The following is a 21,581-nucleotide window of genomic DNA, read 5'->3' on the forward strand; positions in this document are numbered from 1 at the left end:
AAAGAGAGAAAAACCAGCATGCGTAACCGCCTCATCGCAAGCTTCCTGCTCACTGCTGCCGTTCTACGCGCCCATGTGCCGGCAGCACCATCCGATGACCATCGGGAGCGCGGAGACGTCCCAGGTTGGGTCATGATCACCCTGATGTCTGCGGTCCTTGTTGCTGCCCTTCTGGCGATCGCCGCACCCGCCCTTGAAGGGCTGTTCAACGAAGCGATCAACCGCGTAAGCCCGTAAGCCGGTGGAATTCTCGCCGCGCAAAGGCGCGCCACGGCCCTCGACTCAACGAGAACGAGAACGAGGTGCCGCCACCGTCGACTTCGCGCTCATCGGCGGATTATTGACCGTCATCTTCCTCGCGATCGTTCAACTCACTCTGGTGCTGCATGTCAGGAACACGCTGATCGACGCTGCATCCTCGGGTGCCCGCTATGGCACCCTCGCCGACCGTTCACCCGCTGATGCAGCCGCTCGCACCACCTCTCTAATCACCGGTGCAATCAACAGCGCCTATGCGCAGGACGTGTCGGTAGCCCGGATCGAGCAGGGAGGTTCGCCAATTCTGCAGGTCACGGTTCGCGCGCCCATTCCTGTGATCGGGCTTATCGGTCCGAGCGGGACCATGGAGGTGACCGGCCATGCTGCGCTCACTTCCTGAGCGGGTCGAAACTGCCGTGCCCGACGACGACGCCGGCAGCGCCGTTCTTGAGTTCACTTTCCTTGGACTACTCCTGCTGGTGCCCGTGGTCTATCTGGTGCTGACCGTCGGCGCCATCCAGGGAGCGTCCTTCGCTGTCGTCGGTGCGGCCGACCAGGCCGCGAAGGTCTTCGTGGATTCGGAAACTCCGGAAGAAGCACACGTGCGGGCACAGCAGGCAGTCGATCTTGCTATCTCCGACTTCGGGCTGCCCGCTGACGACGCCGGCGTGACCATCACCTGCGGCGGAAGGTGCCTCGAACCGGGCTCAAGCGTGACTGTCGACGTTGATCTACGGGTTCCACTCCCGTTGGTCCCCACAATGCCCGGGTTGAACACGTCAGCAGCAATGGTCGACTCAAGCGCAACCCAACTTGTGGAGCGGTTCGGATGACGGAAACCGGAGCAGACAACCCACGTTCGCGCGTCATGAACAACGACGTCATGAACAACGACGTCATGAGCAACGACGACGGCCAGATCACCGTGCTGATCATCGGCTACATGCTGCTCTCACTGCTCGTCGTCGCCGTCGTCACCGCTGCGTCCGCCGTATATATCGAGCACAAGAAGCTGCTCTCCGTTGCAGATGGAGCGGCGCTCAGTGCAGCCGATACTTTCTCGGTGGCCTCCATCAACTCCGGCGGCGGCGAACCGACTCCCGCGCTCGATTCGACGTCGGTGTCCCAGGCCGCCGCCGCGTACCTTGAGCGCTCCGGCTCAGTAGCGCGCTTCAACGACCTCGCCATAGATCCCGCAACCGGAGCGCCAGACGAGCGCACGGCCAGGGTGGTTCTGACCGCCGTCGTCCACCCGCCGATCGTCAACTTCCTCGTTCCTGCAGGCATACCCATCGCGGCGACCGCGGATGCACGCGCCGACCTTACACGTTGACCAAGCGAACAGGACCATGACGTAGTCTTGAAACACCATGGCAGATATTGATTTTTCCGCGGAAATCCGCGCGCTCCGAGCAAAATACGACTCCATTGAGGCAGTAACGGACGTAGAAGCGATCCGCGCAGAAATAGCCGAACTCAGCGAGCAGGCGGGTGAACCCAACCTCTGGGATGATCCCTCAGCAGCGCAACAAATCACGTCGAGGCTGTCCCACAAGCAAGCCGAGATCGACCGGTTGCAAAAACTCACGGCACGCATCGATGACCTCGAGGTCCTCGTCGAACTCGCGCAGGATGAGGACGACGAAGACTCCCGCACTGAGTCCGTCAAGGAACTGACCTCCCTGAGCAAGGCCCTGGACGAACTCGAAGTCGTCACCCTGCTGGCAGGGGAATGGGACGAGCGCGAGGCGGTTGTCACCATCCGCTCGGGGGCCGGGGGAGTGGACGCCGCAGATTTCGCCGAGATGCTGCTGCGCATGTATCTGCGCTGGGCGGAACGCCGCGGTTACCCCACCCAGGTGCTGGATACGTCTTACGCGGAAGAAGCCGGACTCAAATCGGCAACGTTCGAGGTCAAGGCCCCGTACGCGTTCGGTACGCTGTCCGTTGAAGCCGGCACGCACCGCCTGGTCCGGATCAGCCCGTTCGACAACCAGGGCAGGCGCCAGACATCCTTCGCCGCGGTCGAGGTCATCCCGCTCATCGAACAGACGGACTCCATCGAGATCCCCGACAATGAGATCCGCGTCGACGTCTTCCGCTCGTCGGGTCCTGGCGGCCAGTCGGTCAACACGACGGACTCTGCTGTCCGTCTGACCCACATCCCCACCGGCATCGTTGTCTCGATGCAGAACGAGAAATCCCAGATCCAGAACAGGGCAGCAGCGCTCAGGGTTCTCCAGTCCCGGTTACTGCTGCTGAAGAAGGAGCAGGAGGACGCCGAGAAGAAGGCGCTCGCCGGCGACGTGAAGGCTTCGTGGGGGGACCAGATGCGCTCCTATGTTCTTAATCCGTACCAGATGGTGAAGGACCTTCGCACGGAGCATGAGGTGGGCAACCCCTCTGCCGTCTTCGATGGCGAGATTGACGACTTCATCGACGCAGGCATTCGTTGGCGGGCCAACAACCGCAACAGCGAGGCCTGATCCGCACAGCGCTGCACGTTTCGAATCCACGACACACCGCGAAGCTGTCCGGGTCCGCGGGGACCGGCTGCCTATAGTCGAGGAGGCCGGTCTCTCCTTCCCCCACCCATGCCCGTGTACCGGCAGCATTTTGTGGGCGCAGAGTAGTCATGATCAGATTCGAGCAAGTCACAAAGGTCTACGACCAGAAGTCGAAGCCCGCCCTGGACAGCGTTAGCCTGGACGTCGACCGGGGTGAGTTTGTCTTCCTGGTGGGTGCTTCCGGTTCCGGTAAGTCGACGTTCATCCGTCTTGTGCTCAAGGAGGACCGGGCAACACGCGGAGGGGTGTACGTGGCAGGCCAGAACGTCGCCAACATCCCCAGCTGGCGAGTGCCGAAACTCCGGCGGGGGATCGGCGTCGTCTTCCAGGACTTCCGCCTTCTGCCCAACAAGTCGGTGTTCGCCAACGTGGCCTTCGCCATGCAGGTCATTGGGAAGAGCCGCGCGGTCATCAGGGAAACGGTTCCGGAGGTTCTGAAAACAGTCGGCCTTGAAGGCAAGAACAACCGCATGCCCCATGAACTGTCGGGCGGCGAGCAGCAGCGCGTAGCGATTGCACGCGCAATCGTGAACAAACCCGGAATCCTGCTCGCTGATGAGCCCACCGGAAACCTCGACCCCACAACCTCCATGGGAATCATGAAGGTGCTCGACAAGATCAATCAGAACGGCACGACAGTAGTAATGGCAACGCACGACGACGACATCGTGAACACCATGCGCAAACGCGTGGTCGAACTCCGGGATGGCTCCGTGGTCCGCGATGACGCGCAGGGCATCTACATCGGAGAACCAACGACGACGACGGCGGCCGCCGGATGAGATTTGCATTCGTTCTGGGCGAGATCGCTTCCGGCATGCGACGGAACCTGGTCATGGTGGTTTCGGTCGTTCTTGTCACCTTCATCTCGCTCACCTTCGTCGGCGCTGCGGGTCTTCTACAGTTACAGATCAACCAGATGAAGGGGTACTGGTACGACCGCGTCCAGGTCGCAGTATTCCTGTGCGTCGAAAACTCGACCTCGGAGAGCTGCGCATCCGGACCTGTCACGGACGAACAGCGCGCAGCGATCGAGGCGAAGCTGAAGTCGCCCGAACTCAGCGCGTACGTCGACACGGTCGAGTACGAATCGCAGGACCAGGCACTGGTTCACTTCCGTGACCAGCTTGCCAACTCGCCCATCGTGGAGGCGGTGACTGCCGAGCAGCTTCCCGAGTCGTTCCGGGTGGGACTTGTCGATCCCGAGAAGTACGAGGTCATCAGTGAGGCCTTCTCCTCGGAACCGGGAGTGGATATCGTCAGCGATCAGCGTGAATACCTGGAAGAGATCTTCGGGTACATCAATATCGCCTCCCTCGTCGCCCTCGGAATCGCCGTCGTCATGAGTGTGGGGGCAATCCTGCTGGTTGCCACCACCATCAGACTGTCCGCCTTCAGCCGTCGGCGGGAAACGGGCATCATGCGGCTGGTCGGCGCGAGTAAAGCGATTATTCAGTTACCTTTCGTCCTGGAGGGCGTCATTGCGGCCATCCTGGGAGCGGCAATCGCCTCGGGGACGCTGTGGGCGGTGCTGCGATATGGCGGCGAGTGGCTCTCGAGGGAGTACCCGCAGATGGGGTTCATCTCGACGCAGGAACTCCTCCTGGTGGTCCCGGCCCTGTTCCTCCTCGGAGCGTTACTGGCCGGTGCGTCGTCCCTCCTAACCCTCAGACGTTACTTGAAGGTTTAGGATTGTTGATTGTGAGAAACGAGACCGTATGCCCCGCGTGATCCCCTGCAAGCCCGGCCTGACTGCCCGGCCCGCGGCTGGAAAAAGCCTGATCGCCCTGTCACTGGCTGCCGTAACGGCCCTGACGCTGACGCTGAGTGGGCCGGTCCACGCCGATGAGCTGGAGGACCGCAAGTCGGCGTTGGAGCAGCAGATCGAGGAAGTTCAGCAATCGATCGAGTACCTCGACGCCGACATCTCCGAGACGATTGCCCAGCTGAAGGTTTACCAGGGCCAACTGCCGGGAGCGCAGCAGGCACTCGCGGATGCGCAGGGTCGGGTGGAAGCCGCTACGGCCGAGGTCAACGCTCTCGCTCAGCGGGTGCAGCTGGCCCAGGAGACGAAGAACAAGATCACCGAGCAGTTGAAGCAGGATGAGGCCGAGATGGCTGAGACCCGGACGGTGATTGGCCAGATTGCCACCCAGGCCTACAAGAGCGGGGGTGTGCCCACCGGCCTCTCACTGATGCTTGGCAGCAAGGGATCCGATGGATTCGCATCCATGGAACTGGTTGAGCAGGCATTGCGCAACCAAAATTCCGCACTGGAGCGTCTGGCGCAGCAGAACGCGACAAACGTGAACTCGCAGGCCCGTCTCGTCGCCGTCGAGGAGGAGATAGCTGACCTGAAAACGAAGGCTGATGCAGCCCTTGTCGCAGAACAGATTGCCAGGGATGAGGCCGCTGCCGAAAAGGCGAAGGTCGACACCCTCATCTCCGATACGTCCAAGCTCTCAGAAAAACTGCAGAAGCAGAAGCCCGTCATTGAGGCAAAGCTTGCGCAGGTGGAAGAAGCACATCAGCAAGTCGTTGTCGATATTGCGGAACGCCAGCGCAAGCTGATCGAAGAGGCGCGCAAGCGTGAAGAGGCGAGGCTGAAGGCCGAGGCTGAGGAACGGGCGCGGATCGAGAACGAACGGCGCGCAGCCGCAGCGGCGGAGGCCAACCGTCGTGCAGCAGCAGAAGCGGCAGAGGCGAACCGGCGTGCTGCCGAAGCAGCAGCCGCAGCGAATCGTCCCAAACCCCCGCCCGTGGTGCCGAAACCAGTCGTCCCGCAGCCTGTGGCTCCCGTCATCGTCCCGCCTCCGACGTCGAGCCCGTCCGCCTTCGGGTTGCGGGCTCCTGTCAGCGGACCGATTACGTCCGGATATGGGTGGCGTCCGACACCGCTGGGAACAATCGATTTCAACGGTACCGGCGGGTACACTCACACGGGCATCGACTACGGCGTCGCGTGTGGAACTCCGCTGTATGCGCCCGCGGCCGGCGAAGTCTGGTATGCGGACTCGAACGTGCTTCCGGGTGCGGGCAACCGGATCGTATTGAGCCACGGCGTGGTCGGCGGAAACGCTCTGGCCACCAACTTCTACCACCTATCGAACTACGTGGTGGGTCCGGGCCAGCGCGTGAGCGCTGGGCAGCTGATCGGCTACACAGGTACCACCGGTAACTCCACCGGCTGCCACCTGCACTTCGAAACAGTACTCAACGGAAGCCTGGTCGACCCGATGGGCCTCCTTTAGGACTGTCGGCGTGGCCCGGTTGGCGGCCGGACACCGCACGACACAGTGAGCTGATCGACGCCGTAGACTAGGACGCACCGTCCGCATCTGCGGGTTGAAGCGCACCGCACTATTGAAGGAGTTGAACCGTGCCGAAGGAAAGTGGCCGTCAGGTAGTGGCCACCAATCGGAAGGCCCGGCACGACTACCAGGTGCTGGACACCTATGAGGCGGGAATCGCCCTCCAGGGCACCGAGGTGAAATCCCTTCGGGCGGGCCGCGCATCCCTGGTGGACGGGTTCGCCATCTTCTATAACGACGAGCTCTGGCTCGAGGGAATCCACATTCCCGAGTATTCGCAGGGAAGCTGGACCAACCACGCCGCGCGCCGTCGTCGTAAGCTGCTTTTGCACCGCGAAGAGCTGACAAGAATTTCGCACAAGATCCGGGAGAGTGGTTTCACCATCGTGCCGTTGCAGTTGTACTTCCTCAATGGGCGAGCAAAAGTGGAGATCGGCATCGCGCGCGGCAAGCGGGATTACGACAAGCGTCAGACCCTCCGCGAGCAACAGGACAACCGTGAGGCGCAGCGCGCCATGCGAGAGCGGAACCTTGGCGCATGAGCGATGTCTTCTGGGACGCGCAGGAACCGGACGACGTTGAGGAAGGCTCGGAACTCAGGTATAAACGCCCCTGGTGGGTAACGGCAGGTGCCGTTGTAAACCTGCTGTTGCTGTTCGCCGTAGTTCCGGCAGGCTTCCTGGCCCTGATACCGTTCTTTTTCTTGATCTACGTCTTTTTCGCGCAAATTCTCGTGTGGATTTCGCCGGTCCTGATCCTGCTCAATATCGGCGTCTTCTGGTGGAGCTTCCGGCGCAAACAGGCGGCGACGACGGCGCTGGCCGCTCTGGGCCTGGCTTTCGTGGCCGTTTCCTTTGTTGTGTTGATGATCTGGCAATCGGAGATCGTCATTCTCGGCGTCAGGTTCTAGCGAGACCTTCGGAACTCCACGTGTTGGGGAATGATTCCAGCGAAGGGTGCGTTAGACTAGATAGCCCGGAGCAATTCGGGGAATCAGCGAGTGGTAACGCTGCTTGAAAATTGAACACGGGGATGACAGGTTTCGACGATGTTAGTCGCGACAGGGGAAGCGGGCCGAGGATACAGAGTTATCTCGTAAACGCTCTCTGTAAAACAATAAGTGCCGAACAGAAGCGCACTGACTTCGCTCTCGCTGCCTAAGCAGCAGAGCTAGTCCGTCAGCCCGGGTATGCTCTCGACCCGGTTCCTGGCGTCATTTAGAGGGCCACTGCTCTTGGTTTTCGTTGCAGGAACCAAGGGGACTCTTATGCAACTGAGCTCGGCAGCCACTTGTTTGCATGATGGCTGGAGCTGAGAAAAACCGACGCAAACTGCGCCCGGAGAAGCCCTGACTAAACTGCATCGGACGCGGGTTCAATTCCCGCCATCTCCACTGACAAAGCCCCGGTTCGCCGGGGCTTTTTCGTTGCTCAGTTTTGCCCGGTGCAGACCCGCAAGTTACGCACAGCTCTGTGGTTCGGGCTGCAGAGGTTCTGTACCGTTGATGAAAGTGCCACCTGCTCCCCACCTCTCAGGATTCTCTCTATGCCTTTCCTGTCCCCGCGCTTTCATACCTTTCTACCCGCCGCCATCACGACGGCGGTGCTTGGCACCTTGCTCGCCGCGCCACCTGCCGGAGCTGCTCCCACCCCGCCGGGACAGGGCCTTACGGACGAGGTGGTTGCAGGCGCGTCCAGAGTGGACTCGGTCCCAACCGAATCCACCAACCGCTTCATCGTCAAGTTCGAAGGCGGTGCATCAGCCGCCTCGAACATCAAGGGCAACGCCTTCGGCCGCGTAGCCAAGGACCTGGGAATCTCCGTGAAGGAGGTGCGTCAGACAGTCAGCGGCGCCGTCGTTGTGGAAGCTGCTGGCGAGGTCCCATCCCAGGGCGCTGACAGCGCGGTTGCGCTTTTGAACTTGCTTCCGGGGGTGGAGTACGCCGAGAAAGACGTGCTCATGCGCCCGCTCGCGGCCGTCAATGATGAATATCAGGGGTTCCAGTGGAATCTCTTCAATGACTTCTCGGGTCTGCGCGTGTCTGCTGCATGGGACCGGTCAACGGGCGCGGGCCAAACGATCGCAATTCTGGACACGGGAATCACCGCGCACAATGACCTGTTGGACAACGTCCTGCCGGGATACGATTTCGTCGCTGACCCCGAGATCGCGGTCGACGATACTGGCCGCGATGCCGACCCAAGCGACCCGGGCGACGCTTGCCAGGACCCCGAACTAGGCGAAGCTGGCGCGTCCTCCTGGCACGGAACCCACGTGGCGGGCATCGCCGCGGCCAAGGGCAACAACACTATCGGCGTAGCTGGAGCGGCTCACGGCGCGAACCTTCTTCCAATCCGCGTTATGGGAGCCTGTGGCGGGGATCTTCTGGATACGGTCGACGCGCTCACCTGGGCGGCGGGCGGCATGGTGAGCGGTGTTCCCGCCAATGCGAGCCCTGCCCGGATCATCAACCTGAGCCTGGGAAGCGAGGGTGCCTGCAGCCGCACCCTGCAGAACGCTATCGATTTCGCGGTGCAGCAGGGCTCTGTCGTCATCGCTGCGGCCGGCAACGAGTTCCAGCCCGCAGCGAACGTGATGCCGGCGAACTGCAGGAACGTGGTCACCGTAGGAGCCACCAGCAGGGCAGGCGACAGCGCCAGCTACAGCAACTATGGTCCCGAAGTGGACGTCAGCGCGCCGGGCGGAGACGGAAGTACCGGTAGCGAGAACATCCTGTCGACCTTCAACACCGGGATGACCACGCCCGGCACCGCAACTTACGCGTACATGCAGGGCACATCCATGGCCGCCCCGCATGTCGCCGGGGTAGCGGCATTGATGCTTTCGATCAACCCGGCGCTGACTCCCGCACAGATTGAACAGATGCTGCGCGATTCCGCCCAGCCGTTTCCCGGCACGTGCGCCGGGGGCTGTGGTACCGGCATCGTCGACGCCACCGCCGCTGTTACCCTGGCCGCCGGCGTCAGCAGTTCGCCTTCTCTGCGCAGTTCCGCCGACGTCGTCGCTGCGGACTCCGGTGGCACTCTGTGGAACTATCCGTCGAACGGCAGGGGCGGTTTCCTGCCGCGCGAGAAAGTGGGTAGCGGATGGTCGTCGCTGAAGCAGGGTTTCGTCACTGACTGGAACTCCGACGGCGTCCTGGACATCATCGCCCAATGGAAGGACGGACGACTGACGTTCTATGCCGGGCGGTACGACGGCGGATTCGCGACCGCGAGGTCAATCGGAACCGCATGGGGCGACTATTTCATAACCGTGGGACAGTGGCGATCCTCAGATCGCTTCCCGGGCATTGTCGCCACCGATCCGAACGGCGCTCTCTGGTTCTACGCAAACGCCAGCGGCGGGGCGCTGAGCCCCCGGACGGGTATCGGTACAGGTTGGCGGGGACTGTACCTCACCATGACCGATTTCGACGGTGATGCGAGAATGGACATCCTTGCGAAGCGGGCTGACGGGAAACTGATTCAGTATCGGTCTGACGGAAGTGGGCGCTTTCTGTCAGAAGCGCGCAAGACCGTCGGAAGCGGCTGGCAGATCGCCGACTCCATGGCACCGACAACAGGGTTCACCGGAACGGGACAACAGGGTCTGATGACTCGGCTCACCGACGGATCACTTGCCTACTATCCATACGCGAGTGGAGGCTGGGGAGCGCGTTCCATCGTCGGCTCTGGTTGGGGCAGCTTCAACCTCTTCCGCTAAGCCTCCCACCGGCAGGCACGAGGACAAACGTAGACTGTGCGTGTGAGCTCGATGAATGACCGCCCGCCGTGGCTGCCGCCTTTGCCGCCGCCCCACCGCGGCCGGGCGTTGATCACGGTCGGGCTGGTGCTCGTCATCGCCACCTTTATCTACATCTTCGTGATGAGCTATCTGGGCGGGACTCACACACTTTACACACTGCTTCCCCTCGCGGTCGGACTGATCTGCCTGATCGTGGGCCTTACTCGACGCAACGAAGGGCGGTAGCTCCGACATGAACCGAGATCCGGAGGAAACAGTGAGTGAACCCGCATGGTGGACAGGCGCCGTCGTCTACCAGATCTACCCCCGCAGCTTCGCAGACTCCAACGGGGACGGTATCGGCGACCTCCGTGGCATCATCAGCAAGCTCGACCACCTGGAGGAGCTTGGTGTCGACGTTGTGTGGCTTTCGCCGATCTACTCTTCACCGCAGCATGACAACGGTTACGACATCAGCGACTACCAACAGATCGACCCGACCTTCGGCACGCTTGAGCAATTCGACGAGCTCCTCGAAGGAGTGCACCAGCGCGGCATGAAGCTGGTCATGGACCTCGTGGTCAACCACACCTCCAGCGAACACCCGTGGTTCGGTGAGTCTTCGTCGTCGACCGATAATCCCAAACGCGACTGGTACTGGTGGCGGGATGCCCGGGAAGGTTTCGAGGCCGGCGAGAAAGGCGCCGAACCCACCAACTGGGGTTCCGCCTTCAGCGGCCCCAGCTGGTCGCTGGACCCGACGACGGGGCAGTACTACCTCCATCTCTTCGCTCCCGAGCAGCCTGACCTGAACTGGGAGAACGCGCAGGTACGGCAGGCGGTCTACGCGATGATGAACTGGTGGCTGGACCGCGGGGTCGACGGCTTCCGGATGGATGTCATCAACTTCATCTCCAAGGATCCGGCGCTGCCCGACGGCCCGGTACAGCCTGGCAAGCTCTGGGGCGACGGCTCGCAGTATTACATCTCCGGTCCGCGCATCCACGACTACCTTCAGGAAATGCATCGTGAGGTTTTCGACGGCCGCGAGGCGGAGCTGATCACGGTCGGCGAGATGCCCGGCGTCACCATCGACGAGGCGAAACTCTTCACCGATCCCACCCGACGTGAGGTGGACATGGTCTTCCAGTTCGAGCATGTCGGGCTCGACCACGGACCAGGCGGCAAATGGGACTACAAGGGCCTGGACCTCAGGGATCTCAAAACCTCCTGGAACCGGTGGCAGAAGGGGTTGGCGCAGACGGGCTGGAACAGCCTGTACCTCAACAACCACGACCAGCCGCGCCTCGTCTCCCGTTTCGGCAACGACGGCGCGTTCCGCTACGAATCGGCCACGCTCTGGGCGGCGTTGCTCCACCTGCACCGGGGGACGCCGTATATCTACCAGGGCGAGGAAATCGGCATGACCAACGCGCCGTTCGAGACCGTCGAAGACTTCCGGGATATCGAATCAATCAACCACTTCTACGAGGCGACGGGCCCATTGCGCCACGAGCCTGAGGAAGTACTGCGCAATCTGCGGATCATGAGCCGGGACAACGCGCGCACACCGGTGCAATGGACCCCGGGTGTGCACGCAGGGTTCACGACCGGAACGCCGTGGATCGGAGTCAACCCGAACCATGCTTCGATCAACGCCGAGTCGGACCGGGCGTCGAGCAGGTCTGTGTTCCGGTTCTACCAACAGCTCATCGAGCTGCGGCACAAGAACGAGACGGTTCGCCTGGGCGATTTCGCGATGCTGGCGGAGGACCATCCCACGCTTTACGCGTTCACGCGCACGCTTTCGGGGAGCAAGCTTCTGGTCGTCGGCAACGTCTCCGGTAGCGACCTCGCACTGCCCGATGACCCGTCGCTGAAGGACTCGTCGCTTGGCGGGTCGCTGGTCCTCGGAAACTACGACGGCGGGCTGACTCCCGAACTGCGTCCCTGGGAAGTACGGGTCCTGCAGATGACCTGATGCCGAGTGGCAGGACATACCCCTTCTCACCCCCGAAGAGGGCAAGTCCTGCCAACTCATGGACTAGCGCTCGGCAATCAGCGTTTCGGCGTAAAGGTCGAGCAGTCCTGTCATGCCGCTGTGGTGCATCGCGCGCCGCTGCCGGACCGCACCGGTTCCCCGGTCCCAGACGGTCTTGAGCCCTGCGAGGACCCAGTTCGTGTCACCGGCTGCATCCAAAGCCGAGCCGGTGTACTCAAGGAGCCGGTCCATTTGTTCACGGGCGGGCACCAGCTTGCCGCTGAGCGGATTGACGACGACGTCGCTCAGACCCTGCCGCGCCGCCTGCCACTGCGCTGCATCCAGCAACTCCGCGTCAGGGTCGGCGTACGGCTTTCCGGCTAGTGCGTCGTCGACCGCGGTGGTCACAAGACCGCGCACAAGCGCAGCGATCAGCACCGAATCCTGCGCCTCGAGCTGTGAGTCCGCCGTGCGCACCTCAAGGGTGGGGTAGTGATCCGACAGCCGCGCCACCCACGTAAGGACTCCGCGGTCGATGATGACACCGGTGTCCACCAGTCGCTGGATACGACGTTCGTATTCCCCGGCGTCGGCGAAGACCGGCGGGCAGCCCTGCACCGGCCAGCGTCGGTAGTGCACGGTGCGCCAGCTTGCGAAACCGCTGTCGCGGTCGAGCCAGAACGGCGAATTGGTGCTGAGGGCCGTGATAATCGGCAGCCAGGGGCGGATGCGGTTCAGCGCCTGGACTCCGGTCTCCTTATCCGGAATTCCCACGTGCACATGGAGCCCGTTGACGAACTGGTCAGCGACGATCCCGGGAGCGCTCGACTTCAGCTCGTAGTAGCGCTGTTTGTCCGTGAGCTGCGGGTATCCCTCCTCGATGCGGGGCGCCGTCGCCGAACCGCTCGCCCGTACCCCTGACTTCCTGGCCGCCGCTGAAAGCTGACGCCGGAAATTCAGCAGGGATTCCTCCGCTTCGGTAAGCGTCTCGCACACCGGCGTCGCAGTCTCGATCTGGCAGCTCAAAAGCTCCCGCTGTATATCTTCGGTACTGATGGAGTCGCCGGTCTCCAGAAGCGCCTGCACTTCCGTCGCATTGAATACGGGCAGGCCTGATTCCGGATGGAGCAGGAGATACTCTTCTTCGATACCCAGGGTGGTCATGGGAGCCTTTCGATGCATCGACGGTTCGCACCCAGTCTAGGCAGGCCGCGTCGCGTCGAGGGACCGCACGGTCACAGAAGGCTCGCTCCGTGCAGCCCCAGCCACGCTGCTGTGAGACCACACACCAGATTTGCACTCACATGCACGACGGCGGCGCCCCGCCTCCCGCCCTGCCACAGCGAGGCAGCAGCGACCGAGAAGGTGCTGAACGTTGTCAGGCCACCGGCCAGCCCGGTTGCCCACACGGAGTACCAGAAAGGGTCGAGCGCAGAGCTCTGGAGCAGCCCCCACAGCACGCCGATCGCACCGGATCCGAGAATGTTGACCACGAGGGTTCCCCCGGGGAAGGGGGGACGGGGCGGCACAGAGTGCCGCCGTCGTGCGCGGAGTGTTTCAAAAGACCTGTCGACGGCGAAGCGAACCAGAGCGCCGGCAGAGCCGGCAAGACCCACGACCAGCGCCGCGATCATGCCGACTTCTTCCGCCCGAGAGCCATCCCGGCGGCCGCTGCGGCCAGACCGAGCACCACGGAAACGCCGAGGTACGGCAGCAGGAGATCCGGTTGGATTACCCCGGTCAGGGTGATGGCCGAGAAGGTGGTGAAGGAGGCGATGAGGCCGGGCCCCACGGCGGCCTGCACCCATCGGGGGCTCCGCGCTCCTCCGGACCAACGGACGGTCAGCAGGCCCAGCAGGAAACTCCCGACCACGTTGATGGTGAGCGTGGTCCACGGGAACGAACCGGCCGGCTCTGGAAACAGCAGGCTCAGGAGGTACCGCCCTTCCGTTCCGGCGAAGCCGCCGGCGGCCACGGCAACCCAAACCTTCCAGCCGGCGCGGTCCGGTGCACCGGGTCGAGATGCAGTCATCGCACCAAGCTACAGCCAGTGTGCTCGCCGACCGTTTCCACCCAGATCGCCCGGGTGAGTTCATCCCCGAGACTGAGCTCGCGCGCAGCACCGCCTGTGCCGACGCGCGCCTGAAGCGGACCTCCGAAGGGGGTACGCCCCACAACAGTCACGGCCGAGCCGATGCCGATGCCCTCGTCCGCCAGGAACCTCAGCAGCTGCGGATTCTCGTCACTGATTCTGGAGACGCGTCCGGAGTGCCCGTCGTCGAAGCTGCCGAGGGGGAGCGCGTCGGGAAGCGTGATGGACCCCTCGGCGGTGGGGATCGGGTCACCGTGGGGATCTATTGGAGGAAAACCGAGGCGGGCGTCCAGCCGGTTGATGAAAGTGTCGGAGACGGTGTGTTCGAGTAACTCGGCTTCGTCGTGTACCTCGTCCCAGCGGTAGCCGAGATCCTGGACCAGAAAGGTCTCGAGGAGCCTGTGCCGCCTGACCATGGCCAGCGCGAGACGTAGGCCGCTTGGCGTCAGCTCGACAGGCCGGTACGGCGTGTGATCCACCAAGCCAAGCTCCGCCAGCTTCCGGATCATCTCGGAGACGGAGGAGTTGGCCACTGACAGCCGGGCTGCCAGCCGTGAGGATGTCACCGGCTCGTCGTGCCACTCCGACAGTGCATAGATGGTCTTCACATAGTCCTGCACGCTGGAGGAGTCGCTGCCCGACGGGTTGGGCTTTGTCGCCACGTCAGCCGGCCGTTCCAGCAGCGGAGCCGGCGCGCCGCCGTCGTCGTTGCCTCAGCTGATGGATGAGTCCGGTGCGCGGTGCTGCGAAGTACGCGACAGCGAAGGCAACCGCCTGCGCGAGTACCACGGACGCCCCGGTGGAAAGGTCGAGGTAGTAGCTGGCGTAGACCCCCGCGACGGCGGCCGTGGTGGTGATCACGACGGCGAGGATCAGCATGCGGTCGAAGCTGCGTGACAGCAGGAACGCCGTCGCGCCGGGGGTGATGAGCATTGCCACCACGAGAATTATTCCGACGGCTTGTAGTCCTACCACAACACTGAGCGCAAGCAGCCCCAGCAGCAGCGCGCCCAGCGCTTTGGTGTTGAGCCCAATGACGTGGGCTTGAGTCCGGTCGAACGCGAGCAGCGTGAGATCCCGCCGCTTGACCAGTACGATCGCGAGGGTCAGCGCACCGAGGATCAGCACCTGCCAGAGTTCACCGTCTGTAACTCCAAGAACGTTGCCGAAGAGGATATGCATGAGATCCACCTGGGACGGTGTTCGCGAGATGATGGCCAGGCCCACGGCGAACAGTGCCGTGAACACCACGCCGATCACCGTGTCCGACTTCAGCTTCGTGGTCGACTTGACTGCCCCGATGAGGGCAACCGCTCCGGCACCGAAGATAAAGGCGCCAATGGAAAACGGAAGACCGACTATGTAGGCCAGGGCGACGCCGGGCAGCACAGCATGGGAGACGGCGTCGCCCATGAGCGACCAGCCCATCAGGATGAGCCAGCACGAGAGGACGGACGCGACGACGGCGGCCGCAAGGGTCACGAGCAGTGCGCGGGTCAGGAATCCGTACTGAAGCGGCTCGAGCAGAAAGGTCACCGGGTCCATTCATGCTCCCGGAGCGGTAGGAGTAGTGACGGACGAAGTGCCGGCCGCGCCGAAGGCTCTCGCAAGATTGGCATGGGTGAGCACATCACTGGGCGTACCCTCGGCAAGGATGCGCTGATGAAGGAGGATGGCGCGGTCACAGAGGCGGGGTAGGCCCGCGAGGTCATGGGTGGAGATGAGCACGGTCCGGCCCTCACTCTTCAGTTCGTGAAGGAGCTCGACGATGGTGGCCTCACTACTCTTGTCGACACCGGCGAAGGGTTCATCGAGGAGGAGGAGTTGCGCGTCCTGAGCGATGCCGCGCGCAACGAAAGCCCTCTTCTTTTGACCGCCGGATAGTTCGCCGATCTGGCGATTGCGCAGTTCGGTGAGGCCTACCCGCTGCAGTGCATCCTCCACGGCGGAGCGGTCGGCACGCGTGGGATGCCTCAGCGGGCCCATGTGCGCGTAGCGGCCCATCATGACGACGTCGCCGACGGACACGGGGAAGCTCCAGTCCACGTCCTCGGACTGTGGAACATAGGCGACCAATCTGCCTTTCCTTGCGGCGGTGGACGTCTGGCCGAAAAGCGACAGAGAACCGTGCTGCGCGGTGACCAGCCCCATCAGGCACTTGAACAGCGTCGACTTCCCAGAGCCGTTCACCCCGATCAGGCCGCAGACCTGGGCACGGTCAAGGGTGAAGCTCACGCTGTCGAGGGCAGTGACATCGCCGTAGTGGACACTGAGGTGCTCGACGGCGATTGCTGGCTGGGTAGCGCCCGCAGCGTGTGAAAGGGTCATGGGGCCAATCCTTCGACGATGAGATCGATGTCGTGCCGTAGGAGGTCAAGGAAGGTTGGCACAGGGCCGTCGGCCTCGGAGAGGGAGTCTACGTACAGCGGTCCAGCCAACGCGGCGCCGGTGCTCCGGGCCACCTGCTGCTGCGCCGAAGGGTTCACCGTGGACTCGCAGAAGACGGTCGGAACATCGTGCTCCTCGACAAAGGAGATGACGTCCTTGATTTGGCGTGGAGTACCCTCATTGTCGGAATTGACCGGCCATATGAAGGCTTCCTCCAATCCGGCGTCGCGGGCGAGATAGGAGAAGGCGCCTTCGCAGGTGACCAGGGCGGGTGTTGCCGTACCGGTCTCAAAAGCCGACTGCAGTTCGGCAAGCAGGTTCTCAAGCTCCTGCTTCAGCATGTCGCCGTTCGCTTCGTAGTCCGCTGTGTGGGAGGGATCGAGGTCTGAGAGAGCGGCGACTATGTTGTTGACGTAAATCTGCGCTGCCTTCGGCGACATCCACGCGTGCGGGTTAGGCAGACCCTGGTAATCGCCGGAACGGATATCGACAGGATCAACGCCCTCGGACAATACGACATGCGGCGCATCCACGGACACAACGAACCGCTCGAACCAGCGCTCAAGGCCCAGCCCGTTGTCGAGGATCAGATCGGCCTGCTGCGCGCTGATGAGGTCGGATGGTGTGGGTTCGTAGCCGTGGATCTCCGTGCCAACCTTGGTGATTGATTCCACGCGCACGTGATTCCCGGCCACCGTGCGGGTAAGGTCGGCGAGCACCGAGAACGTAGTCAGGACGACCGGCCGCGGATCCTCGCCGGCTCCGGTTCGTTCCACCCGCGGTCCAGTACAGCCCGAGAGCAGAAGAACGGCGATCATTAGGAAAGCCGTAACCAAGAATTTCGGCATACCGAAACCATAGCGCTGAGCGAGTGTTTTCGCCACCGCCCCCGGGGCGCCCCCTCGACAGCGACGCGCCCCGCGGTGCAAGGTGGCACCATGGCTTTTTACGTTGAATACACCGTGTCGGCCGCTGCCGATGAGAAGTTTGAGATGCCGGTCAGCGACGAGGAATCGGGTTACACAGTTCCACTCACTGAAACTGACGCGCCCGTAGTCACAGCGGGCGCGCTTCCCATCCGAAGCGGTGTCTTCGGCTCGTCGGCGGAGGAGGCTCGAAAGGCTGCCGAGGAAATCATTGCGCACAGCAAGGCGTCCGAAGCGAAACTGTATGAAGATGGTGACAACTCAGACCAGATGGGTGCCGGCACACTGATTGCAAGCTACGCCGAAGGTGTCGGCTGGACCGACCGTTAGACACCAACTATGAGGCACGGAACGTCTTCAGGATCGACACACAACTTCAGGATCAGCACACACGGAGGGTATGAGGGATGAGCAACGAATCGCAGTATGAAGAAGAGCCGCGCCAGCACACCGAACAGCCGGCGGAGGGGAAGCCCTCCCAGGATCCTGCTGATACGGGGATACACTCGCAGGACCCGGCTGAGGGCGCAGATACCGAATCGGAAACTTCTGACGACTCAGGGCAAGACTAGAGGCGAGTGGCCCGCCAGCAGTAGGTCAAATACGGGAGCGGCAGCACGGCGTCGGCCTCGTGGCCGAGGTGGTCGTGAAGATACCAGCGCAGGTTCGACTCGACCTTCGCACGGACACCGGGAGAAGCGTTCTGGTAATAGCTGCGGGACCGGGCGAGTTCCACGATGTCCGGAACCCGAATGGACTGCGCCCAGCCGACTACCTTCGATTCCGGTACCGAGAATCCGGGGCCGAGGGCAGGGCGATAGCTGGGTTTGAAGACATCGCCAGCGTGCATGATCCTCGAGAGCCGGTGCACCCAGGGCATGCTCACATCCAACTGGTTCCAGACCAGAGCGAAACTACCACCCGGGATGAGGATGCGCGCAGACTCGGCGCTCGCGGCAACAGGATCGCACCAGTGCCACGCCTGCGCGATGGTGACAAGGTCGACGCTCGCGGTATCGAGTCCGGTCGCCTCCGCAGTGCCCTCAGTCCTTCTGACATCGGGAAGGTGCTGGGCGAGGATTGAAAGCATGTCGTCAGAGGGATCGACTGCGGTCACGTCCGGGCAGCGCAGCGCCAGCTCCCGTGTGAACTTACCGGTTCCCGCGCCGACGTCTGCGACGCGTTGTGTCCCCGCCGGCACCAACCAATCCACGGATGCAGCAGGGTAGCCGGGACGGACACGGTCATAGCGTTCACTGTCCTGCAGGTAGCTCCGCGCCATCTCACGACGGCGGTGCGCGGCGAGACGCGGACCTCCAACGCCCATGACGGCAACTCCTGGATTGACGGGTACAGCCGGACGGCTACAGAACCCGTCAATTAAATCATCCGTCGGCAGTCCCGGTCCCGCTCGCGAATGTCAGTCGGTGGTGCAGGGGGCAGCCCCGGCCGTTCCGGGCGTATGTGGAGCCCAGTCGGGGAAGGCCCGTGTCTCCACTGCAGGCACCCAGCGTCCGGCGTCAACCACGTAGTCGGTTCCCAACCCGTTCCTGATGAGCGAAGCGAGGCCTGCAAGCAGCCTGTCGACGTCGTCGTGCCGGGAGCCCAGGCCGAAGCTGGCGCGGAGTGATCCGGAGGGCAGGCCGAGACGCTTCAGCAACGGGTGCGCGCAGAACTTCCCGTCGCGAAGCCCCACGCCATGCTCAGCGGAAAGATATGCGGCGACGAGGCCGGCGTCGTAACCGTGAACTGAGAAGTTCACCACTCCTATCGCATCGGTGCTGTCCGAGAAGATACGGTGCACCGTCACGCCGGACAGGGCGGCAAGCCCTTCAATCAGAGCGTTCCGGAGAGCCGACTCGTGCGCGAGCCAGTCATCCGCATCGAGAGCCGCGAGGACTTCTGTCGCATGCGCGAGCGCTGCCGCGCCGAGGACATTCGGGGAGCCGCCCTCATGCCGGGCTGGGCCGGTTGTCCAGGACACCGAATCAACCTTCACCGTTTTCACAGCTCCGCCACCGGCGAGGTGCGGCGTCCCGGCGTCGAGCCAGTCAGGCCTCCCAACCAGCACACCGGCTCCGAAGGGGGCGTACAGCTTGTGACCGGAGAAAACGACGTAGTCGATGCCATCCCTGACGAGGTCCAGCCGCCGGTGCGGGGCCAACTGGGCGGCGTCGACGACGATGCGCGCCCCGTGCTCATGCGCCACACGGGCGAGCCGGTCGATCGGCAGGATCTCCCCGGTGACGTTCGAGGCGCCCGTCACGGCGAGGAGACTCACCCGGCCCGACTCCAGTTCTTCCTCCAACGCAGTCAGCGTTCCTTCGATGGTCTCTGCTGCGACGATTCCGCGGTGAGGGCGGTCGAACCAGGGGAGGAGATTGGCGTGGTGTTCCAGGTCGAGGTAAAGAACCTCCCCGTCCACCGGTACGCAGCCTGCCAGGAGATTGAGGGAATCCGTGGTGTTGCGGGTGAAGATGACCGCGTCGTCTTCTCGGCCACCGACGAAGGTCCTGACCGTTCTCCGAGCGTTCTCATACAGAGACGTTGAAATCTGCGAAGCGTATCCGGCACCCCGATGAACGCTCGCGTAGTAGGGAAGCACGCGCTGCACATAGTCATTTACCGACTGAAGCGCGGGCGTAGATGCTGCGTAATCCAGGTTGACGTAGCGAACCGTCGCGCCGTCAATCACCGGTGCCTGCAGTTCTGCGCCGAGAACTGCAGCAAGTGGTGCAGTGGTCAGCCCATCAACGTCTTCGAGAAGTGCATTGGTCACAGGAATTTACCCCACAAATTCTCATGGGGCTCCACCGAGGTTGGCCCCGCGCTTGCCGAACCAATTTTCTGGACGGCCTGGTCGTCACCCGGGGCACCCCACCGCGGAAGGAGGGTTGCCGGCCAGCAAACCGGGGTTTAGCGCTGGCACTCGTGACCTAGTAGTTCAGAATAGGGCAGTCCCGAATAGGATGCGGATTTTGTTACGCGGCGTTGTCAGGCGCCGGCGCCTTTCTGCAGGAGATCGTCCAGCGAGGGGTTGAGCATCTTCAGCACATCGTTGTGCAGAATGCTGTTGGTAGCCAGTGCGTTCCCGCCGAAGGGGCCGTCAGCACCTTCGAGTGATGTGAACCGCCCGCCGGCCTCCGTAACAATGGGCACCAACGCAGCCATGTCGTACAGATTCAATTCCGGTTCGCATGCGATGTCCACTGCACCCTCCGCGACCAGACAGTACGACCAGAAGTCGCCATAGGCGCGGGTACGCCAGACCGAGTCGGTGAGCGACATAAACTCGTCTAAGTTCCCGCGTTCCTTCCACCCGGTGAGGCTGGAATAGGAGAGGGAGGCGTCCTCCAGCCGGGAAACGCTCGAAACCCGCAGGCGGGTTGCTGCGGCAAGCGACTTGCCCATGAACGCACCGGTTCCGGTCGCCGCCCACCAGCGCTTGCCCAGGGCAGGAGCGCTGACGACGCCGACAACCGGACGACCCTCATCAACGAGGGCGATGAGGGTTGCCCACACCGGAACCCCTCGGACGAAGTTCTTGGTGCCGTCGATCGGGTCGATGATCCATCGCCGGGAGCCGGCGCCGCTGCTTCCGAATTCCTCACCGAGAACGGCGTCGCGGGGGCGGGCTCGCGACAATTGTCCGCGGATAGCTTCTTCGGCCGACTTGTCGGCATCCGTGACCGGAGTGAAGTCAGGCTTGGTTTCAACCGCCAGATCCAGTGCCTTGAACCTCGACATGGTCTGGTCGTCCACGGAGTCGGCCATTACATGGGCAAGGCGGAGGTCATCGTTGTAGCTCTGGAGGTTCATACCCTTCAACCTATATGGTCAGGGCTTCCAGATGCGCCAGGTCGGAACTGGCGCGCTGGCGTGGACATGGACGACTTTCAGAACCACGATCTTAAACGAAAGAAAGGCGCACCGGCCGATTGGCCGGTGCGCCTTTCTTGGAAGCTCTAAGCCTTAGAGAACGGAGATGTTCTCAGCCTGGGGGCCCTTGGGGCCCTGGGTGGTCTCGAAGCTGACCTTCTGGTTCTCCTCGAGCGAGCGGAAGCCGCCGGAGTTGATTGCGGAGAAGTGAGCGAAGACGTCAGCGCCGCCGTCATCAGGAGCGATGAATCCAAAGCCCTTTTCAGCGTTGAACCACTTGACTGTACCTGTTGCCATTTTTTTATTCCTTGAGTGTGAGGATCCCCCCGTACTTCGGGGTTCCCGTCGCGGTGTTCATTTCGCCTGCAAAAAAAGCTTTCGAACTCCGTAGAGAAATCAAGGCTTAACATTCGTGCGCAACACAACAACTTC

General features: G+C 62.7%; 26 protein-coding genes, 1 other RNA gene and 1 riboswitch. Of the genes, 16 read left to right on the forward strand and 11 right to left on the reverse strand.

The genetic code is table 11. The features are described 5' to 3' along the window. Window positions 1–18 precede the first annotated feature (18 nt). The 14 genes from AC5RU3_RS03300 to AC5RU3_RS03365 all read left to right on the forward strand — a co-directional run bounded on the left by AC5RU3_RS03300 (window position 19) and on the right by AC5RU3_RS03365 (window position 11,864). Window positions 19–237 carry a hypothetical protein gene (locus AC5RU3_RS03300; RefSeq protein WP_309072739.1) on the forward strand — a complete coding sequence of 73 codons (219 nt, stop codon included), beginning with the start codon at window positions 19–21 and terminating at the stop codon, window positions 235–237. Between the two features lie 4 nt (window positions 238–241). Then, on the forward strand, window positions 242–658 hold the full coding sequence (locus AC5RU3_RS03305) for a TadE/TadG family type IV pilus assembly protein (protein WP_309072738.1): 417 nt from the start codon (window positions 242–244) through the stop codon (window positions 656–658). Then, entirely contained in the window at window positions 639–1,091 is a 453-nt protein-coding gene (locus tag AC5RU3_RS03310; RefSeq protein ID WP_493964862.1) for a hypothetical protein, read from the forward strand. The genes AC5RU3_RS03305 and AC5RU3_RS03310 overlap by 20 nt, the downstream gene beginning before the upstream one ends. Then, complete coding sequence (locus AC5RU3_RS03315; RefSeq protein WP_493964863.1) at window positions 1,088–1,591, forward strand: pilus assembly protein TadG-related protein; 504 nt, start codon at window positions 1,088–1,090, stop codon at window positions 1,589–1,591. Before AC5RU3_RS03310 ends, AC5RU3_RS03315 begins: the two co-directional genes overlap by 4 nt. 37 nt (window positions 1,592–1,628) lie before the next feature. Then, a complete protein-coding gene (gene prfB, locus AC5RU3_RS03320; RefSeq protein WP_309072632.1) occupies window positions 1,629–2,744 on the forward strand; it encodes a peptide chain release factor 2 in 1,116 nt (371 codons plus the stop codon). 149 nt (window positions 2,745–2,893) lie between these two features. Continuing rightward, window positions 2,894–3,607: a cell division ATP-binding protein FtsE gene (gene ftsE / locus AC5RU3_RS03325; protein ID WP_458115301.1), complete on the forward strand. Its 714-nt coding sequence runs from the start codon at window positions 2,894–2,896 to the stop codon at window positions 3,605–3,607. Continuing rightward, a complete protein-coding gene (gene ftsX / locus AC5RU3_RS03330; protein WP_309072634.1) occupies window positions 3,604–4,515 on the forward strand; it encodes a permease-like cell division protein FtsX in 912 nt (303 codons plus the stop codon). The genes ftsE and ftsX overlap by 4 nt, the downstream gene beginning before the upstream one ends. Window positions 4,516–4,543: 28 nt before the next feature. After that, entirely contained in the window at window positions 4,544–6,076 is a 1,533-nt protein-coding gene (locus AC5RU3_RS03335; RefSeq protein WP_493964864.1) for a peptidoglycan DD-metalloendopeptidase family protein, read from the forward strand. 128 nt (window positions 6,077–6,204) lie between these two features. Then, window positions 6,205–6,678, forward strand: coding sequence for an SsrA-binding protein SmpB (gene smpB, locus AC5RU3_RS03340; protein WP_309070734.1), 474 nt, complete (start codon window positions 6,205–6,207; stop codon window positions 6,676–6,678). Continuing rightward, window positions 6,675–7,046, forward strand: a complete 372-nt coding sequence (locus AC5RU3_RS03345) for a hypothetical protein (protein WP_493964865.1) — start codon at window positions 6,675–6,677, stop codon at window positions 7,044–7,046. Before smpB ends, AC5RU3_RS03345 begins: the two co-directional genes overlap by 4 nt. 118 nt (window positions 7,047–7,164) lie before the next feature. Then, window positions 7,165–7,532, forward strand: a transfer-messenger RNA (tmRNA) gene (gene ssrA / locus AC5RU3_RS03350). A 149-nt stretch (window positions 7,533–7,681) separates the two neighbouring features. Then, entirely contained in the window at window positions 7,682–9,862 is a 2,181-nt protein-coding gene (locus AC5RU3_RS03355; protein WP_493964866.1) for a S8 family serine peptidase, read from the forward strand. 42 nt (window positions 9,863–9,904) lie between these two features. After that, window positions 9,905–10,129, forward strand: a complete 225-nt coding sequence (locus tag AC5RU3_RS03360; protein ID WP_309070737.1) for a hypothetical protein — start codon at window positions 9,905–9,907, stop codon at window positions 10,127–10,129. A 7-nt stretch (window positions 10,130–10,136) separates the two neighbouring features. Then, on the forward strand, window positions 10,137–11,864 hold the full coding sequence (locus tag AC5RU3_RS03365; protein WP_493964867.1) for an alpha-glucosidase: 1,728 nt from the start codon (window positions 10,137–10,139) through the stop codon (window positions 11,862–11,864). Between the two features lie 63 nt (window positions 11,865–11,927). Here the strand turns inward: AC5RU3_RS03365 and AC5RU3_RS03370 are convergent, their stop codons facing one another. From AC5RU3_RS03370 to AC5RU3_RS03400, 7 genes are all read right to left on the reverse strand, one after another. After that, a complete protein-coding gene (locus tag AC5RU3_RS03370; protein ID WP_458115295.1) occupies window positions 11,928–13,028 on the reverse strand; it encodes a carboxylate-amine ligase in 1,101 nt (366 codons plus the stop codon). A gap of 71 nt (window positions 13,029–13,099) precedes the next feature. Continuing rightward, a complete protein-coding gene (locus AC5RU3_RS03375) occupies window positions 13,100–13,498 on the reverse strand; it encodes a fluoride efflux transporter FluC (RefSeq protein ID WP_309070740.1) in 399 nt (132 codons plus the stop codon). Further along, a complete protein-coding gene (locus AC5RU3_RS03380) occupies window positions 13,495–13,896 on the reverse strand; it encodes a fluoride efflux transporter FluC (protein WP_309070741.1) in 402 nt (133 codons plus the stop codon). Before AC5RU3_RS03380 ends, AC5RU3_RS03375 begins: the two co-directional genes overlap by 4 nt. Then, the gene (locus AC5RU3_RS03385) at window positions 13,893–14,618 is read right to left on the reverse strand and encodes a metal-dependent transcriptional regulator (protein ID WP_309070742.1); all 726 of its coding nucleotides are present in this window, start codon (window positions 14,616–14,618) and stop codon (window positions 13,893–13,895) included. Before AC5RU3_RS03385 ends, AC5RU3_RS03380 begins: the two co-directional genes overlap by 4 nt. A 1-nt stretch (window position 14,619) precedes the next feature. Then, window positions 14,620–15,501, reverse strand: coding sequence for a metal ABC transporter permease (locus tag AC5RU3_RS03390; RefSeq protein ID WP_493964868.1), 882 nt, complete (start codon window positions 15,499–15,501; stop codon window positions 14,620–14,622). Continuing rightward, window positions 15,502–16,284, reverse strand: a complete 783-nt coding sequence (locus AC5RU3_RS03395; RefSeq protein ID WP_309070744.1) for a metal ABC transporter ATP-binding protein — start codon at window positions 16,282–16,284, stop codon at window positions 15,502–15,504. It abuts the gene before it with no gap. Then, a complete protein-coding gene (locus AC5RU3_RS03400; protein ID WP_309070745.1) occupies window positions 16,281–17,192 on the reverse strand; it encodes a metal ABC transporter substrate-binding protein in 912 nt (303 codons plus the stop codon). The genes AC5RU3_RS03395 and AC5RU3_RS03400 overlap by 4 nt, the downstream gene beginning before the upstream one ends. Window positions 17,193–17,282: 90 nt before the next feature. Here AC5RU3_RS03400 and AC5RU3_RS03405 point away from each other — a divergent pair, with 90 nt between their 5' ends. Continuing rightward, entirely contained in the window at window positions 17,283–17,600 is a 318-nt protein-coding gene (locus AC5RU3_RS03405; RefSeq protein ID WP_309070746.1) for a hypothetical protein, read from the forward strand. Between the two features lie 77 nt (window positions 17,601–17,677). Then, window positions 17,678–17,842 carry a hypothetical protein gene (locus tag AC5RU3_RS03410; RefSeq protein ID WP_309070747.1) on the forward strand — a complete coding sequence of 55 codons (165 nt, stop codon included), beginning with the start codon at window positions 17,678–17,680 and terminating at the stop codon, window positions 17,840–17,842. On the opposite strand, the gene AC5RU3_RS03415 is transcribed toward AC5RU3_RS03410, so the two are convergent. The 4 genes from AC5RU3_RS03415 to AC5RU3_RS03430 form a co-directional block, all read right to left on the reverse strand. Next, complete coding sequence (locus AC5RU3_RS03415; RefSeq protein ID WP_309070748.1) at window positions 17,839–18,597, reverse strand: class I SAM-dependent methyltransferase; 759 nt, start codon at window positions 18,595–18,597, stop codon at window positions 17,839–17,841. The two genes, AC5RU3_RS03410 and AC5RU3_RS03415, sit on opposite strands and share 4 nt — an antisense overlap. 93 nt (window positions 18,598–18,690) lie before the next feature. Next, entirely contained in the window at window positions 18,691–20,049 is a 1,359-nt protein-coding gene (locus AC5RU3_RS03420; RefSeq protein ID WP_309070749.1) for an aminotransferase class V-fold PLP-dependent enzyme, read from the reverse strand. Between the two features lie 43 nt (window positions 20,050–20,092). Beyond that, a riboswitch (SAM riboswitch) is annotated at window positions 20,093–20,207 on the reverse strand. A 57-nt stretch (window positions 20,208–20,264) separates the two neighbouring features. Beyond that, window positions 20,265–21,089: a histidinol-phosphatase gene (gene hisN / locus AC5RU3_RS03425; RefSeq protein WP_309070750.1), complete on the reverse strand. Its 825-nt coding sequence runs from the start codon at window positions 21,087–21,089 to the stop codon at window positions 20,265–20,267. A gap of 153 nt (window positions 21,090–21,242) precedes the next feature. After that, the gene (locus AC5RU3_RS03430; RefSeq protein ID WP_026545912.1) at window positions 21,243–21,446 is read right to left on the reverse strand and encodes a cold-shock protein; all 204 of its coding nucleotides are present in this window, start codon (window positions 21,444–21,446) and stop codon (window positions 21,243–21,245) included. Between the last annotated feature and the right edge of the window lie 135 nt (window positions 21,447–21,581).

The sequence above is a fragment of the Arthrobacter sp. MDB1-55 genome (assembly GCF_059092925.1).